Annotated in this window: 11 protein-coding genes; 5 read left to right on the top strand and 6 right to left on the bottom strand. The window is 45.6% G+C overall.

All coding sequences use genetic code 11. The features are described from left to right. Window positions 1-106: 106 nt before the first annotated feature. The 3 genes from A3766_RS23825 (at window position 107) to A3766_RS23815 (ending at window position 4,262) form a co-directional block, all read left to right on the top strand. Window positions 107-583, top strand: coding sequence for an RNA pyrophosphohydrolase (locus tag A3766_RS23825; RefSeq protein ID WP_068509047.1), 477 nt, complete (start codon window positions 107-109; stop codon window positions 581-583). Between the two features lie 41 nt (window positions 584-624). Beyond that, window positions 625-2,910: a phosphoenolpyruvate--protein phosphotransferase gene (gene ptsP / locus A3766_RS23820; RefSeq protein WP_068509049.1), complete on the top strand. Its 2,286-nt coding sequence runs from the start codon at window positions 625-627 to the stop codon at window positions 2,908-2,910. An 89-nt stretch (window positions 2,911-2,999) separates the two neighbouring features. After that, window positions 3,000-4,262: a patatin-like phospholipase family protein gene (locus A3766_RS23815; RefSeq protein ID WP_068509051.1), complete on the top strand. Its 1,263-nt coding sequence runs from the start codon at window positions 3,000-3,002 to the stop codon at window positions 4,260-4,262. A 319-nt stretch (window positions 4,263-4,581) separates the two neighbouring features. Here the strand turns inward: A3766_RS23815 and hslU are convergent, their stop codons facing one another. The 5 genes from hslU to A3766_RS23790 all read right to left on the bottom strand — a co-directional run bounded on the left by hslU (window position 4,582) and on the right by A3766_RS23790 (window position 11,406). Then, window positions 4,582-5,907, bottom strand: coding sequence for an ATP-dependent protease ATPase subunit HslU (gene hslU, locus A3766_RS23810; protein WP_068509052.1), 1,326 nt, complete (start codon window positions 5,905-5,907; stop codon window positions 4,582-4,584). 76 nt (window positions 5,908-5,983) lie between these two features. Then, window positions 5,984-6,514: an ATP-dependent protease subunit HslV gene (gene hslV / locus A3766_RS23805; RefSeq protein ID WP_068509054.1), complete on the bottom strand. Its 531-nt coding sequence runs from the start codon at window positions 6,512-6,514 to the stop codon at window positions 5,984-5,986. Between the two features lie 155 nt (window positions 6,515-6,669). Beyond that, complete coding sequence (locus tag A3766_RS23800) at window positions 6,670-7,335, bottom strand: SPOR domain-containing protein (protein WP_082865176.1); 666 nt, start codon at window positions 7,333-7,335, stop codon at window positions 6,670-6,672. A 33-nt stretch (window positions 7,336-7,368) separates the two neighbouring features. Further along, the gene (gene argS / locus A3766_RS23795) at window positions 7,369-9,060 is read right to left on the bottom strand and encodes an arginine--tRNA ligase (RefSeq protein WP_068509056.1); all 1,692 of its coding nucleotides are present in this window, start codon (window positions 9,058-9,060) and stop codon (window positions 7,369-7,371) included. A gap of 135 nt (window positions 9,061-9,195) precedes the next feature. Beyond that, window positions 9,196-11,406: a primosomal protein N' gene (locus tag A3766_RS23790; RefSeq protein ID WP_068509058.1), complete on the bottom strand. Its 2,211-nt coding sequence runs from the start codon at window positions 11,404-11,406 to the stop codon at window positions 9,196-9,198. A gap of 292 nt (window positions 11,407-11,698) precedes the next feature. On the opposite strand from A3766_RS23790, the gene rpmE reads away from it, so the two are divergent. Together rpmE and A3766_RS23780 are read left to right on the top strand one after the other, a co-directional pair. Beyond that, window positions 11,699-11,911: a 50S ribosomal protein L31 gene (rpmE, locus tag A3766_RS23785; protein ID WP_068509060.1), complete on the top strand. Its 213-nt coding sequence runs from the start codon at window positions 11,699-11,701 to the stop codon at window positions 11,909-11,911. Between the two features lie 235 nt (window positions 11,912-12,146). Further along, window positions 12,147-13,409 (top strand): malic enzyme-like NAD(P)-binding protein, encoded by a 1,263-nt coding sequence (locus A3766_RS23780; RefSeq protein ID WP_197470071.1) that lies wholly within the window; start codon window positions 12,147-12,149, stop codon window positions 13,407-13,409. Window positions 13,410-13,538: 129 nt separating this feature from the next. On the opposite strand, the gene A3766_RS23775 is transcribed toward A3766_RS23780, so the two are convergent. Beyond that, a partial coding sequence (locus A3766_RS23775) for a penicillin-binding protein 1A (protein WP_068643098.1) occupies window positions 13,539-15,837 on the bottom strand: 2,299 nt, incomplete at its 5' end.

Genomic DNA, 15,837 nt, shown 5'->3' with positions numbered 1-15,837 from the left:
ATATATCTAGCATAATTAATTATTTGCCCGCTCATGGGTTTGCTGTATCGGGCAAATTCTGAAAGAATGAAGGCAATGTAAATATCTATAGACGGGAAATTAGAGAGTGATAGATTCTGACGGTTTCAGATTAAATGTCGGAATTATTCTCGCAAACGAATTTAATGAGGTACTTTGGGCAAGGCGAATCGGACAAAATTCTTGGCAGTTTCCGCAAGGTGGAATCAAAGTTGATGAGACTCCTGATGAAGCACTTTACCGTGAATTGAATGAAGAAATAGGTTTGCAGCCTTCAGATGTACAGATTGTGGCCAAAACAAAGGGTTGGTTACGCTATCGATTACCCAAGAAAATGATTCGCCATAACTCCTTACCGTTATGCGTCGGACAGAAACAAAAGTGGTATATGTTACGCATGCTGAGTGCTGACTCAAGCATATCTGTAGATCGGAACGTGAGCCCCGAGTTCGATCGTTGGCAGTGGGTAAGTTATTGGTATCCGCTGGGTCAGGTTGTCTCATTTAAGCGAGAGGTATACCGAAGAGCAATGAAAGAGTTATCAACTGACTTATTTAAGAACTAAGCCACCTATTGGAAACGTGGGCATAATATAAAGGGTATTAAATGCTAAGCATACTTCGCAGTATTGTTCAGGAAGTGAATAGTGCCGCTAGTCTTGAGGAAGCACTGAATATTATTGTCAGTCGCGTTCAGGAGGCTATGAGTACGGAAGTATGTTCCATCTATCTTCTTGATCCGGCAGAAAATCGTTATGTCTTGCGTGCCTCTCGTGGCTTGCGGGAAGATGCGATCGGGAACGTGAGCTTGGGTTATTCAGAGGGTCTGGTTGGTTTGGTTGGTGTTAGGGAAGAGCCGATAAACCTCGAAGATGCCCAGCAGCATGAACGCTACCGCTATTTGCCTGAAACGGGAGAAGAGCGTTTTACAAGCTTTCTTGGTGTTCCAATCATTCATCATAAAAAGGTATTGGGTGTATTGGTTGTTCAGGAAGCCAGTAACCTGCGTAAGTTTGATGAAGGTGAAGAAGCTTTTCTAGTTACGGTTTCTGCACAGCTGGCGAGCGTTATAGCGCATTCAGAAGCAACTAAAGCAATTGAGTCAGTTTCTGAGAGTGGGAAAGTAGCGCAGGATATCGCCTTCAAGGGTATCGCTGGTGCACCAGGCGTTGCGATTGGTCGCAGTGTTGTTGTTTTTCCGCTTGCCGACCTGGATGCGGTGCCTGATAGAAGTGCTGAAAATATTGATGATGATATCATTTCATTTGAAAATGCGGTTGAGTCCGTCCGTAAAGATATTCAAAGCGTCGGTGAGCGTTTATCTACCCAGTTAAGGCCTGAAGAACAAGCTTTGTTTGATGTCTATCTTGGTATGTTGGATGACAATGCTCTGGCAGGAGAAGTGATCACCCAGATAAAAGCCGGGAAGTCTGCCCAAACCGCATTAAAAAATACCATTAGTGAATATGCACGTCATTTTGAAATGATGAATGATGCCTATCTCAGCGAAAGAGCTGTAGATATAAAAGATCTGGGTTGCCGTATACTTTCATACCTGCAAACAGCGGATAAAAAACAGCATGACTATCCCGATAATGCGATCCTGGTCAGTGAAGAATTAACCCCTACTATGTTGGGTGAAATTCCGAAAGAGAAGCTACTCGGTCTTGTTTCGATTAAAGGCTCAGGAAATTCTCACGTAGCAATCTTAGCCAGAGCGATGGGGATTCCCACTGTCATGGGTGTGGTGGATATGCCACTCACACAGCTGGACGATAAAGAGTTAATAGTCGATGGCTACAATGGTGATATTTTTGCCTGCCCTTCTGAAGAGCTGCGTGGCTACTATGAGCAGATCGTCGAAGAAGAGAAGGCGCTGGATCAAGGCTTAGAGAAGTTAAAGAGCCTACCCTGCGAAACTAAAGACGGGCATCGCATCTGTGCCTGGGTGAATACCGGTTTAATGACTGATGTTGTTCGTTCACTGAATCAAGGCGCTGAAGGTGTTGGTCTATATCGAACTGAAGTGCCATTCATGATCAATGAGCGTTTCCCAAGTGAGCAAGAGCAGATGGACTGCTATCGCGAGCAACTGGAAGCGTTTGCACCGAATTATGTCACCATGCGTACCTTGGATATTGGCGGAGACAAAGCTTTATCCTACTTTCCGATCACAGAAGAAAACCCCTTCCTGGGTTGGCGAGGAATTCGTGTAACTCTGGATCACCCAGAGATATTTTTGGTACAAATGAGGGCTATGCTGAAGGCGAGTGTGGGCCTCGATAATCTGCGTATTATGCTACCGATGATCTCAAATGTTAACGAGGTTGAGGAAGCGCTACATCTTATTTATCGTGAATATCATGAAATCTGTGCTGAAGGTTATGACATATCTATGCCTCAAATCGGTGTCATGATAGAAGTACCTGGTGCAGTGTATCAAGTGAAAGAGCTTGCTGAACGAGTTGACTTCTTGTCAGTTGGTTCAAATGACTTAACCCAATACCTATTGGCGGTGGACCGAAATAATCCGCGTGTTGCCTCGCTTTACCATTCTTTTCACCCAGCTGTACTTCAAGCGTTATATAAGATTGCTCAGGATACCGCTGATCTACCCGTGCAGTTGAGCATTTGTGGAGAGTTGGCCGGTGACCCGGCTGGTGCCGTCCTATTGCTGGCGATGGGGTATGATGCTTTGTCTATGAACGCCTCAAATTTGCTTAAGGTTAAATCTGTTATTCGTGATATCGATATGACTTGGGCGAAAGACTTGTTAGATAGTGTTTTAGCACTGGATTCGCCCTACATTATCCAGAGTACGCTTAATTTGGCTTTAAAAGAAGCGGGCTTTAGCCGTTACCTACGACCTAGCAAAATTGGTGAGGAAAACTAGTCTGCTGCTTCCTAGTGTGAATACTCTAGTAATTATATTTACGCTTACTATTTTTAGAATTGATTAAATTGGACGATAGAGGTTATTGAATGTCTGAGGCGCAGCCAACAGAAAACAAAAAACTAACGTTGGGGATTGCACTCGGTGGCGGTGGCCCATTAGGTGGCATATATGAGATAGGGGCACTGCGTGCGATTGACGAGGCGCTCGAAGGGCTCGATTTCAATGACTTAGATATCTATGTAGGTGTAAACTCAGGCTCTTTTGTCGCAGCGAATCTAGCGAACCAGATGACTCCTGCACAAATGTGCCGAATCTTTGTGCGTAATGAGGCTGATGTTCACCCTTTTCATCCTGAAGTCTTTTATAAGCCGGCTTTTTCAGAATATACGCGTAGAATAAAATCTATACCCAAGATATTGCTTAATGCTGGTCTAAGTGTATTAAGTCACCCAAATGACCAGTCAGTATTAGAGGCTTTGACAGCGCTGGCTCAAGCCATTCCTTCTGGTATTTTTGATAATAATGGCTTCCATAAATATTTGAGCCGTTCGTACTCGTCAATTGGTAGAACAAATGAGTTCGAGAAGCTCCGTAAGCAATTGATTGTTATTGCGGCAGACTTGGAGTCAGGCGAGACTGTTCGTTTTGGTACCGAAGGCTTAACTGATTTGCCTATCTCCAAGGCTATCCAGTGTAGTATGGCTGCGCCCGGTATATACAAACCTGTAGAGGTCGGTGGACGTTATTATGTCGATGGTACCTTAAACAAAGGGATGCATACCTCGGTTGCCTTTGAGTCAGGTGCAGATATTGTTTTTGCCATTAACCCTGTTGTGCCGATAGATGTCGGGCAGGCCGTTCAAGCTGATACGATGAAGCGCGAGGAGTTGACGCAGTCAGGGATGCCGAATGTTCTTTCCCAGGCCTATCGTACAATGGTTCACTCTCGCCTTACTTCAGGCCTCAAGAATATATCCCGTGATTTCCCCGGAAAAGATGTATTGTCATTTGAGCCACCAAGGCACGATGCAAATTTGTTTTTCTCAAGTGTCTTTAGTTTTAACTCACGAAAAATGATGTGCGAGAGTGCTTATCAATTAACTCGGGCTAATCTTAGAAACAGGATCGATGAGCTCGAAAAAGTACTGGCACCAGCGGGTGTACGAGTCCGAAAAGATATTCTATTTGATGAGCAGAGAACACTCAGTACAGGTCTGTATGGTGAGGCCTTGCCAACCTACCAGGGTAGCCAGGAAAGCAGGCCCAAGACAATCAAAGTAAAGGGCGGTTCGTCTGGTGGTGACAGCTATTTTGAAAGAGTCTCTCAGAAAGTAGTATCTATGTTTTAAGATTAATTGGGGTCAGAGTAGAATGGCACTTACTTAAGCTAGGACGCGCTCCGACGCTTGTCATTCCCGCTATGCCCCATCGTCATTGCCGCGCAGGCGGCAATCTATTGTTTTGAATCCTACACGACTAAACAAAAAAGAAGACTTCTCGTCGCTGCATGATTTAATGCGTTTAGTTTTACTTTTAATGTGTCGCATAACTCGTAAAAACAATGGATTCCCTTATTCAAGGGAATGACGTCTTTGTTTGCCTTAAGTAAGTGCCATTGGGGTCAGAGTAAAAGCGAAGGTTTTTCCTCTGACCCTGATGATTTAATGATTACAAAATATATTGGCTTAAATCTTCATCTTCAGACAACTCATCGAGTTGCTCTTTAACGTAGTCAGCTGTCACTTCAAAGTCATCTCGTTGGCTGTCGCCAGCCTCAAATGATATATGCTCCAGAAGTCTCTCAAGCACTGTGTGCAGGCGACGAGCCCCGATATTTTCAGTCTTCTCATTAACCTTCCAGGCAATGTGTGCAATCGTTTCGAGTGCGTCCTCACTGAAGCTGAGTTTTAAGCCTTCGGTAGCCATAAGTGCAATATATTGGTCAATCAGTGAAGCATTTGGTTCGGTTAGAATCTTTTGGAAGTCTTCTGGTGACAGCGCTTTAAGCTCAACACGAATTGGTAGGCGCCCTTGAAGCTCAGGAATAAGGTCTGAAGGCTTCGATAGGTGGAAGGCGCCTGAAGCAATAAACAGAATGTGGTCTGTTTTGATTGGCCCAAGTTTAGTGGTTACTGTACTTCCTTCAATTAGTGGAAGTAAATCGCGCTGTACACCTTCGCGTGATACGTCGGCGGAGGAGCCTTCAGAGCGCTTGGCAACTTTATCGATCTCATCGATAAAGACAATACCGTTCTGCTCAACTGCCTGGATAGCTTTAGATTTAATGTCTTCTTCATTTACCAGCTTGCCAGCTTCTTCTTCTTTGACTTGCTTAAGCGCGTCTTTAACCGTTAGTTTTCGGGTTTTCTTTTTGTCACCGGACATGCTGGAAAAGATATTCTGAAGCTGGTTGCTCATTTCTTCCATGCCTGGAGGCGCCATAATCTCAACGCCTACAGGTGTGGCGCTGACTTCAATATCGATTTCTTTATCGTCTAAATCGCCTTCTCGGAGCTTCTTGCGGAAGATTTGTCGCGTCGAAGAATTATCGCTTTGAGCTGAGTCGGCACCCGTTCGTGCTGGAGGAAGCAGGGCATCTAAAATACGCTCTTCAGCAGCGTCAGCAGCTTTAGTGTCGACAAGCTTCATTTCTTTTTGCCGCAACATATTAAGGGCCGAGTCAGCAACATCGCGAACAATAGACTCTACATCTCTACCCACGTAGCCTACTTCAGTAAATTTCGTTGCTTCAACCTTCAGGAAGGGAGCATCAGCAAGTTTAGCCAAGCGTCGGGCGATTTCAGTTTTACCCACACCGGTTGGGCCAATCATTAAAATGTTTTTGGGGGAAATTTCTTCTCTTAAGGCCGGGTCAAGTTGCATGCGGCGCCAGCGGTTTCGAAGTGCGATAGCAACTGCACGCTTGGCTTCATCTTGGCCGATGATATGTTGGTTGAGCTCGTGTACGATTTCGCGAGGAGTCATGTTTGCCATGGAATTTAGTACCGTATCATGTAAAGGGTGATGTTGATTCGGGCTTTCGTTAAGTTGTGTCGTGCCTGATTAGTGGCTATTTGGCTTCACCAAGGTGCTCGATGGTAAAGGCATCATTAGTGAATACGCAGATGTTGGCAGCGATCGTTAGACCTTTTTCAACAATCTCTTGTGCTGATAGCTCGGTGTTTTCAAGTAGAGCTCTTGCGCTAGCTTGAGCGAAAGGGCCGCCAGAGCCAATTGCAATCAGGCTATCTTCAGGCTCTATTACATCGCCATTACCGGTGATGATAAGAGAGTTGTTTTCGTCTGCCACGGCAAGCAATGCTTCAAGCTTTCTGAGTGCGCGATCTGTGCGCCAGTCTTTGGCTAGCTCAACGGCAGCTTTAACAAGATTGCCTTGATGTTTCTCTAGTTGCGCTTCAAAACGTTCAAACAATGTGAAAGCATCTGCTGTGCCGCCTGCAAACCCGGCGATGACTTTGCCGTCATAGAGTCGGCGCACTTTTTTAGCGTTGCCTTTCATGATGGTGTTTCCGAGCGAAACCTGACCGTCGCCGCCAAGAGCAACTTCGCCTTCGCGGCGGACTGATAAGATGGTTGTCATGAACTTCTCCACAAAGTTTGCGTTCACCAATGCGGCCAAGTGGCTCAATTGGTGTTTTGACTAAATACTGCCAGCTGCGATTAAGCGATGTATTGCAGCAGCGAAAGTTTTTATATGGAGTCGCTTGAAGAGATATCAAGCGTTAAGAAGGCGCTTTAGCTATCTTTTTTTACTTTCTTGACGAGAGGCTGGATATTAAGAGATACAAGTTTATCCAGGGCGCTATTTAACTTACTACGGTTGGTGAATGGTCCGGTTTTAACTCGGTGCCAGACAGTACCTTTATCATTGGTAACTGTTTCAATATTGGCTTTTAAGCCCTTAAAGGCGATAGTGGCTTTTTGGCGCTCGGCATCTGCCCGGTTTTTGAATGAGCCAGTTTGAATCACATAGAAGTAGTCTTCACTGCCTGATTTTTGTTTGAAGCGATACTCTTCTACCTTCGGTGCAGTCACTGTCGATTCTGGAAGGATATCGTAAAAGTTGAAACGCTTTGCCGGTGCTTCTTCGGCGGGCGTGCTTTTGCTGGCAGAAGGGGATTTTTTGGATATTGTTGGCTGTTTCTCGGGTGTTTCAGTGGGCGGAATAGACTGTAAAAAATACAAGCCATAGGCAAAAGCACAGACCAGTACAATTAGGGAAAGAAAAAATGGTGTACGGTTTTTTACCGGCGCTGAGCTTGGCACTTCTTTAGGGCTTGCTCCGCTGGCCTTCTTGCTCGCGCTGCTTTTAGCCCCGCCAGACTTTCCCGAAGAACCTTTTTTTGTCTTGGGTGCTCCGGGCTTTTTAGTGGTCGAGGGCTTAGCAAAATCTTGAGTCATATGATCAACGCGTCAATAGTTTATCGGGTGTGATTACATTTCTTCAGGAGCGCTAACCCCTAGTAGCTTAAGCCCGTTTCTCAATACTTGCTGGATGCTTAGGCAAAGCACTGCACGAGCATCTCTAATTTTACTATCTTCAACCATTACAATATTTGAATTGTAGTAGGTATGGAAGTCGCTCGCCAAACTATATAGGTAGTTTGCAATTTGATGAGGCGCATTTTGCTCTCCCGCAATGCTGACAACTTCAGGGAAGCTAGCCAGCGTGTTTGCTAGTTTACGTTCGCTTTCAACGCTTAGCTGCTCTAGGTTGGCTAGGCCGTCTTCGGCAGACCACTCTGGAGAAGCTGCTAAAACCTTTCTAAAAATACTGCTAATTCGAGCGTGTGCATATTGGATATAGTACACAGGGTTGTCATTTGACTGGCTGCGAGCCAGGTCAATATCGAATGTTAGTTGTGAGCTGGGAGCGCGTGCGACCAGGAAGTAGCGAGTGGCATCGCGGCCAACTTCTTCGATCAAGTCTCGCAATGTGACGTAGCTGCCGGCACGTTTGGATAGCTTCACCTCTTCGCCGCCTTTCATGACAGTCACCATTTGGTGAAGAACATAATCAGGCCAGCCTTCAGGTATATCTTGCTTCAATGCTTGTAGGCCTGCTCGAACGCGAGTGATTGTACTGTGGTGGTCGGCACCCTGTTCATTTATGACGCGAGTAAAGCCACGTTGCCACTTGTCGAGGTGATAGGCTACGTCTGGCACAAAGTAAGTGTAGCCGCCTTCAGTTTTGCGCATAACACGATCTTTGTCGTCGCCAAAGTCTGTCGTTCGCAACCAAAGCGCGCCATCTTTCTCGTAGGTATAGCCATTTTCAATCAGAGCTTCCACTGCTTTTTCGACTTTACCATCGCTATAGAGAGAGCTTTCAAGGAAATAAACATCGAAATCAACGTCAAAGGCTTTTAGGTCTAGATCTTGCTCTCTTCTTAAATAGGCGACAGCAAAGTGTCTGATATCTTCCAGGTCGTCAGCGTTTTTGGTACCTGTAAAGCTCTGGTCGGCAGACTCGATGGTTTCACCGTTCATAAAGCTTTCAGCAAGCTCAATAATATAGTGCCCGCGATAGCCATCTTCTGGCCAGCTTGGGTCTTCAGGTGTTAAACCTTTGCAGCGAGCTTGAACAGATAGAGCCAGGTTATTGATTTGTTGGCCAGCATCGTTGTAATAGAACTCGCTGGTCACATCCCAGCCATTTGCACCGAGAAGTCTGCAAATGCTGTCACCGACTGCTGCGCCACGGCCATGCCCCACATGCAATGGGCCGGTAGGATTAGCGGAAACAAACTCGACTTGAACTTTTTGGCCTTTACCTGAGTTGTTGTGTCCATATTTATCCGCATTTTCAATAATTGAACTGAGGACGGCAAAGCTGCTGGCGGAGCTCATAAAAAAGTTGATGAAGCCAGGGCCAGCAATTTCAATTTTGTCTACGCTTGCATTATTTTGAGCGGTGATCTTTTCAACGATTTGCTCAGCAAGCGCTCGAGGTGGCATCTTGGCCTGCTTGGCTAAGACTAGCCCTATATTCGAGGCATAGTCGCCATGCGCTTTATCTTTTGTCGCATCAATATTGATCTTATAACTCGCGTCCGAAGGAATGACGTTCTCGTTGCTAAGTTCAGTCACAACCGTTTGTACAAGTTCAATTATCAGTTCTTTCATGCGCGTCCAGATTTACAAAAGCCAATGGGAAATTAAAAGGGGGCGTATTATCTATGATTCCGTTCAAGATTTAAACGCTAATACTTGGAGTCAGAGTAAAAAGTGCGCTTTTTACTCTGACTCCAAGTATTGCTATTAGACGTAATCGAGGGGGTCTGCGTCGATATATAGCTTGGTTTTATGGGATTTACGCGAATCTAGATAACAGCGCAAGCTATGTACAAGCTGCGAGCGAGCCTTCATATCTGAAATAAATAAATGCAAGTAGCTTCGGTAGATTCCAGACTTTCTGGCGATATTTGCTTCAATGGGGCCCGATATTTGTATCGCTGCCTCGTTAGAGTAACTTGCTAGCACCAAGTTTTTAATTGAACTCAACTCTTCAAGGTTTGCCTCAGCCTTGGCTGACTCAGCCCGGATAGTGAGCATTTTTGAGAAAGGCGGCAGCTCGCAATATTGGCGCTCTTCAAGCTCCTGCTGAGCAATGCTTGTATAGTCACTACGCAGAATAGGTTCAAAGATGGGGTGTTCTGGTTGGCGTGTCTGGATGAGCACTGTGCCATGCTTGTTACCGCGGCCCGTGCGCCCTGAAACCTGTAAAAGTTGCTGTGCGCTGCGCTCAATGGCTCGATAGTCGGCGCTAAAAAAACTGGCGTCGGCATCGATGATGGCGACCAGGGTGACGTTATGAAAGTCATGCCCTTTTGCGAGCATTTGTGTGCCAATCAACAAGCAAGGCTCTCCCTTATTGATTTGCTCGACTAGCTCAGTCATTTGTTTTTGGTTCTTTATGCTGTCTCTGTCAACACGCACCACGCTGGCGCTCGGGAATTGTGCCTGCAGTCCAAACTCTAGTCTTTCGGTGCCTGCGCCAAGTGGTGTCAGACTTGTGTGGTTGCATTCATGACAGGCTCTTGGAATGATTTCTTTATGATTGCAGTGATGGCAATGTAGCTGAGGTGGGCGACTATGAACAGTAAGGCGTGCATCACAGTGAGGGCACTGGGCGAGCCAACCGCAGCTATTACACATTAGTGTTGGTGAAAAGCCTCTGCGGTTTTGGAATATGATTACTTGGTTGCCTTGAGCAAGCTCTTCTCCGATTCGCTGCTTCAAGGGGCGAGAACAACCATTCTCCAGAGGACGGCTGCGGATATCGATTAGAAACATTTCCGGTGTTTGGCCTGCGCCGGCGCGTTCTTGCATTAAAGCTAGCTGATAGCGACCTAGCTTAACGTTATAGAGGCTTTCAAGTGATGGTGTTGCACTTCCTAGCACCACTTTGCATTGTTCAATCTGTCCGCGTTTGACTGATAGATCTCGTGCTGAATATTTGAAATTATCAATCTGCTTGTAGGAGGGGTCATGCTCTTCATCTACGATAATTATTCCGAGCTCTTTGAAGGGAGTAAAAATTGCTGAACGGGTGCCGATGATGACGCGTGCAATGCCTTCTTTTGCTAAAAACCAGCTAGTATATTTCTCTTTATGGCTCATGCCAGAGTGAATGACGCCAATAGGTGTGCTCAGCTGACTCTGGAACCTGAGTAGCGTTTGTGGGCTGAGGTTAATTTCTGGGATGAGAATGAGGGCCTGTTTACCTTGTTCAAGCTGTTTCTTTACGCATTCGATATAAACTTCAGTTTTGCCGCTGCCCGTTACACCCTGAAGTAGGGTTGCATTGATAGTTGCATCGGCGTTAAGAATTGTCTCAACTGCAAGCTTTTGCTCGGTATTGAGGGTTTTGCTTTGAATGGGCGCTTTGCTTTGTTGTTCTTTTTCCGCGCTCAGGGGGTCATAGACTTCTTTATATATGTAGCCTGCGCCTTCCAGGTTTTTGAGTTGACTGTTGCTATATCTCATAGCTTTGAGTGTATCGAGCCAAACGCCTTCAGGGTTGCTTTCGAGATAGTCGAGTATCTCTATTTGCTTGGTTGCATTCGCTCTACCTTCAAACTGTTTGGGGCTGCGATACCATTTGCTTAGCTCTATGCTTTTGACCAACGCGCCTTGCTTTGCAGAGGTTGTTCTAAGTGCTCCGGGCAGGGCGGTCGCGAAACAATCTCCAATAGGGTGACAATAATAGCTTGAGGCCCAGTTTAGCAGCTGCATCAAAACGCTTGGAAAAGTGGGTGATGGATCTAGAAGCGCCAAGGCGTTCTTGATTTTCCCCTCATGAGCCGAAGGGGTATTTTGTATTTTAGTGATAATGCCAACTAACTTTCTTGGCCCAAAGGGAACGAGAACCCTGCTCCCTTCCACAAGATATTCAGGGTTTATCTTATCAGGCGGCAGATAATCAAAGCAGCGAAATAAAGGGGTGGGGACTGCAACGGTGATGATCATGCAAGATACGAAGGAAATCTCTTAGAAGTAGGAGGCTAAATTCTAGTGCATTTCAAAAATGAAATAAACGATGCTTGCTTATTGTGTTTATTTTGTTAATATGCGCCGTCTTAAAAATTGGCAGTCACTCTGTCTTTTGTCTAAAAATTTGTTTTCAAGGCAAGTTTGAAGGTGTAAAGATAGATGGGAAGCCCCCTTTCGTGCGGTGCCTTAACGGCTCTTCTGGTTTTTTATAAGCTAAAAGAAGAGTGATAAGTGTAAGGTGGCGGCATAATTGAATTAGAGGTGTGCAATGAAAGAAGCTATTCATCCTGATTACCAGGAAATCGAAGCAAAATGTGGTTGTGGTAACGTTATTAAAACACGTTCTACGCTATGTAAAGATATTACTCTGGACGTATGTTCAGCATGTCACCCATTCTATACTGGTAAGCAGAAAGTAATGGATACAGGTGGTCGTATTGATAAGTTCAAGAAGCGTTTCGGCAGCCGTATCGGCGGCTAAGCTTTGTTTGGCGAGTTGCCAAAGAACTAAGATATTCCGAAAAAGAGCGCTTGTCGCTCTTTTTTCGTCTGGTTATTTGATGATTTCGGTCAAATGACAATAAAAAAGTTACGGCGTATTATCATTTGATAATTGTCCCTAGGGAATAAGTGATGTCATAATGTGCGCCGCGGACAGGCTTTAGGGCTTTAATGTCCCTGAAAGAACCTAAACGGAAAAACCAAAACGGTAGAATATAATGTCAGATTTCAAACAAGATGCTCTAGATTACCATGAGTTCCCGAAGCCAGGGAAAATCAGCGTAGAACTTTCTACTCCTGCTCAAACCTCTCGCGACCTTTCTTTGGCTTATAGCCCAGGTGTTGCAGAGCCAGTTAAGGAAATTGCTGCTGACCCGGAAAATGCATATAAGTACACTGCTAAAGGTAACTTGGTAGCGGTTATTACTGATGGTACTGCGATTCTTGGTCTGGGTGACTTAGGTCCTTTGGCTTCTAAGCCTGTAATGGAAGGTAAGTCTCTTCTTTTCAAACGTTTTGCTGGCGTTGATTCAATCGACATCGAAGTTGAATCTGAAAGCCCTCAAGCATTTATCGACACAGTGCGTCGTATTGCGATTACTTTTGGTGGCATTAACCTAGAAGACATTAAAGCACCTGAGTGTTTTGAAATCGAGCGTACGCTTAAAGAGCAGTGCAACATTCCAGTTTTCCACGATGACCAGCACGGTACTGCTATCGTAACGGTTGCAGGTGCATTGAACGCACTTGAAATTCAAGGCAAGAAAATTGAAGAAGCAAAAATGGCGGTACTAGGTGCCGGTGCTGCTGCAATTTCTTGTTCTAAGCTACTTACCCTTGCGGGTATGAAGCCAGAAAACATCTTCATGTGTGATCGTAAAGGTGTTATCCACTCTGGTCGTGATGATCTAAACCAGTACAAGGCAATGTTTGCAGTAGATACTGACAAGCGTACGTTTGACGATGCGCTAGACGGTGCTGATATCTTCTTGGGTCTATCTGGTCCTGATATGGTGACTGGTGAACAAATTAAGAAGATGGCTCCAAACCCAATCATCTTTGCATGTGCTAACCCGGTTCCAGAAATCATGCCTGAAGTGGTTGCAGAATCTCGTCCAGATGCTGTTATGGCAACAGGTCGTTCTGATTACCCTAACCAGGTAAACAACGTTCTTGGCTTCCCATTTATCTTCCGTGGTGCGTTGGATGTTCGTGCAACAGCTATCAATGAAGAGATGAAGCTGGCTGCTGCTAAAGCACTTGCTAATCTAGCAAAAGAGCCTGTAACTAAGGAAGTTCTAGACGCTTACGGTGTGGATTCAATGGAATTCGGTAAAGAGTACATCATTCCAAAAGCGACAGATTCCCGTTTGTTGGGTATTGTATCTACTGCGGTTGCTCAAGCAGCGATCGATACGGGTGCTGCGGAAGGTCCACTTCCTGCAAACTACCCACTTAAGTCTTTAGAAGATATCTAATGGCTTAACTCTTTAGAGCCAAAAGTTCTAAAGAAAACAAAAAAACCGGTGCTGGAAAGTACCGGTTTTTTTATGTCTCTATATTTTGTCTAGAGTAGAATGGGGTGGTGTCGTGAAGGCTCTTGCTAGTTAGAAGATATCTTCTGGAGCGATTTGAGGTTGTGTGCTTTCTTTGTGTTCAAATGCAGGTGGCAAGGTTCTAGGCTTTTTCGGTGCTAGCTCTTTTCTGAATATCTCGAACATGGCGTTGTCTGTGCCGGGCAGAGCTTGCTCGCCTGTTTCTTTGTTTATCCGAACGGTTACCAGGCCGTCAGGTTGGGGCAAGTTGGCGTTTGGTGTGCCTTCTAGAGCGACTGCCATAAAGTCATTCCATATTGGTAGCGCGGCGCGAGACCCGTATTCTCTCCTTCCTAGTGTTTGCGGCTTATCAAAACCAACCCAGACGCTAGTTTCTAGCTGAGTGTTGAAGCCGGAAAACCATGCATCCTTTTGGTCATTTGTTGTGCCAGTCTTGCCTGCCAGGTCTTTACGTTTTAGTTGTAGAGCCTTTCTGCCGGTACCTTTTGTGATAACGTCTTTTAGCATTGAGTGAAGAATATATATATCGCGTTCATCGGCGATGCGCGGGGCGTAGGTGATTTCCTCGTTAGTCTCTTTGTTGTCAATCTCTTCTGAGCTTTGTTGAGTGAGGCAGTTTTCACGGCATACGATGGGAGCCGTGTTTTTGAAAATTATGTTCCCCTCATTATCTTCGATATGAGATATCAGATGGGTATCAATTTTGTAGCCGCCGTTGGCTATCATTGCATATCCTCTGGCGATGCTGATAGGGGGGAGTCCGGCGCTGCCAAGCGCGAGAGACAAATCTCTGGGTAGGTCTTTTTTGTCAAAACCGAATTTCTCAATGGTGTTCAGTGTTTTTCGGACGCCAGTTTCTTTTAGGAGCCGAATAGATACCAGGTTGCGGGAATTATACAGTGCTTTTCGGATCCGGGTTGGGCCATAAAACTTACCGCTAGAGTTCTCGGGCCGCCATGCCGCTTCCAGATTGTCGTCCTCAAATACGATTGGGGCATCGTTGATAAGGCTTGCAGCGGTGGTCCCGTTTTCTATCGCTGCCAAATAAACAAAGGCTTTGAAGTTGGAACCTGGTTGTCGTTTGGCTTGTGTCGCGCGGTTGTAGTGGCTCATGGCAAAGTCATAGCCGCCAACCAGTGCCTTGATTGCTCCGTTGTCGGGGTTGATCGAAATAAGGGCGCCTTGTGCCTCCGGAAGTTGGCTTAGGTGGATGATTTCTGCCATTGCCGTTTCGCCGTCTTCATTGCTGGTTTCTGTGTTTGACGTGGTCACTTGAATCACGTCACCGGTTTGAAGTATGTCTTCCAGGCTTTTGATGGCAGGACCTCTTCGGTCAACGGTCTCGTATTTTCTTGCCCATTCGGCCTGCTCGCGTAGCAAGGTCTTTTCCTGGCCATCTTTGAGTGATAATTTGGCGCTATCTTGAGATACTTCTAATACCAGCGCTGCTTGGTGTTGACGTGGGGTTTTGATGGAGCGTAGTTCACTGATCGCGCTTTCGATTGCTTCTTCAGAGCTAATGTCCAAGGTTTTTATTGGGCCGCGGTAGCCGTGACGCTTGTCGTAGTCTTCCAAGCCTTTTTTGACCGCGCGTGAGGCTGCTTCTTGTAGTTTGCTGTCTACGGTTAGGAAGACACGCATGCCAGAAGTGTATGCATCAGAACCGTAGCGATTAATAACTTCTCTTCTCGCCATTTCAGCAACATAAGGAGCATAAAGTTCCGAGCTTCCGCCATGGTAGCTGGCTGTAATGAGAGAGGATTTTGCTTCAGCGTGTTGTTCTGAATCGATCATCTCCAAATCAAGCATCCTGTCCAGGATCCAGTTTCTTCTGATTTTAGCTCGTTTGGCATTGGCTAAGGGGTTGTACCGAGACGGTGCTTTAGGAAGGCCCGCGATCATCGCCATTTGTGCCAGGTTTAATTCATCAATAGGCTTTCCATAATAGACTTGTGCGGCTGCATGAACACCGTAGGCTCTATTACCTAAATAAATCTTGTTTAAATAAAGTTCTAGGATTTCTTGTTTGGAGAGAGATTGCTCAATCTGAATCGCTAAAAAAATTTCATTGAACTTTCGGATGAAGGTTTTTTCTCTGGAAAGAAAAAAGTTTTTGGCAACCTGCATGGTGATGGTACTGCCGCCAGTTTGAATTCTTCCTGTGGTAACTAACTGAGTGGCTGCGCGAGCCAGGCCTTTTATATCTATTCCGCGGTGCTCAAAAAAACGATTATCCTCGGCTGCGATAAAGGCATTAAGCAAATTTTGAGGCGAGTCACCAATATTTATTGGCTTTCTTCTCTTTTCGCCAAACTCGGCTATGCTTTTGCTATCAAGTGAGTAAATACGT

Source organism: Oleiphilus sp. HI0132, assembly GCF_001635845.1.
The sequence above is the reverse complement of the archived record's forward strand: the minus strand, read 5'-3'. Positions and strand labels throughout refer to the sequence as shown.

Excerpts from the sequence above, each read along its gene's own strand:
- argS (WP_068509056.1), bottom strand. The coding sequence starts at position 9,060 with ATGAAAGAACTGATAATTGAACTTGTACAAACGGTTGTGACTGAACTT.
- hslV (WP_068509054.1), bottom strand. The coding sequence starts at position 6,514 with ATGACAACCATCTTATCAGTCCGCCGCGAAGGCGAAGTTGCTCTTGGC.
- hslU (WP_068509052.1), bottom strand. The coding sequence starts at position 5,907 with ATGGCAAACATGACTCCTCGCGAAATCGTACACGAGCTCAACCAACAT.
- A3766_RS23790 (WP_068509058.1), bottom strand. The coding sequence starts at position 11,406 with ATGATCATCACCGTTGCAGTCCCCACCCCTTTATTTCGCTGCTTTGAT.
- A3766_RS23815 (WP_068509051.1), top strand. The coding sequence starts at position 3,000 with ATGTCTGAGGCGCAGCCAACAGAAAACAAAAAACTAACGTTGGGGATT.
- ptsP (WP_068509049.1), top strand. The coding sequence starts at position 625 with ATGCTAAGCATACTTCGCAGTATTGTTCAGGAAGTGAATAGTGCCGCT.
- A3766_RS23800 (WP_082865176.1), bottom strand. The coding sequence starts at position 7,335 with ATGACTCAAGATTTTGCTAAGCCCTCGACCACTAAAAAGCCCGGAGCA.
- rpmE (WP_068509060.1), top strand. The coding sequence starts at position 11,699 with ATGAAAGAAGCTATTCATCCTGATTACCAGGAAATCGAAGCAAAATGT.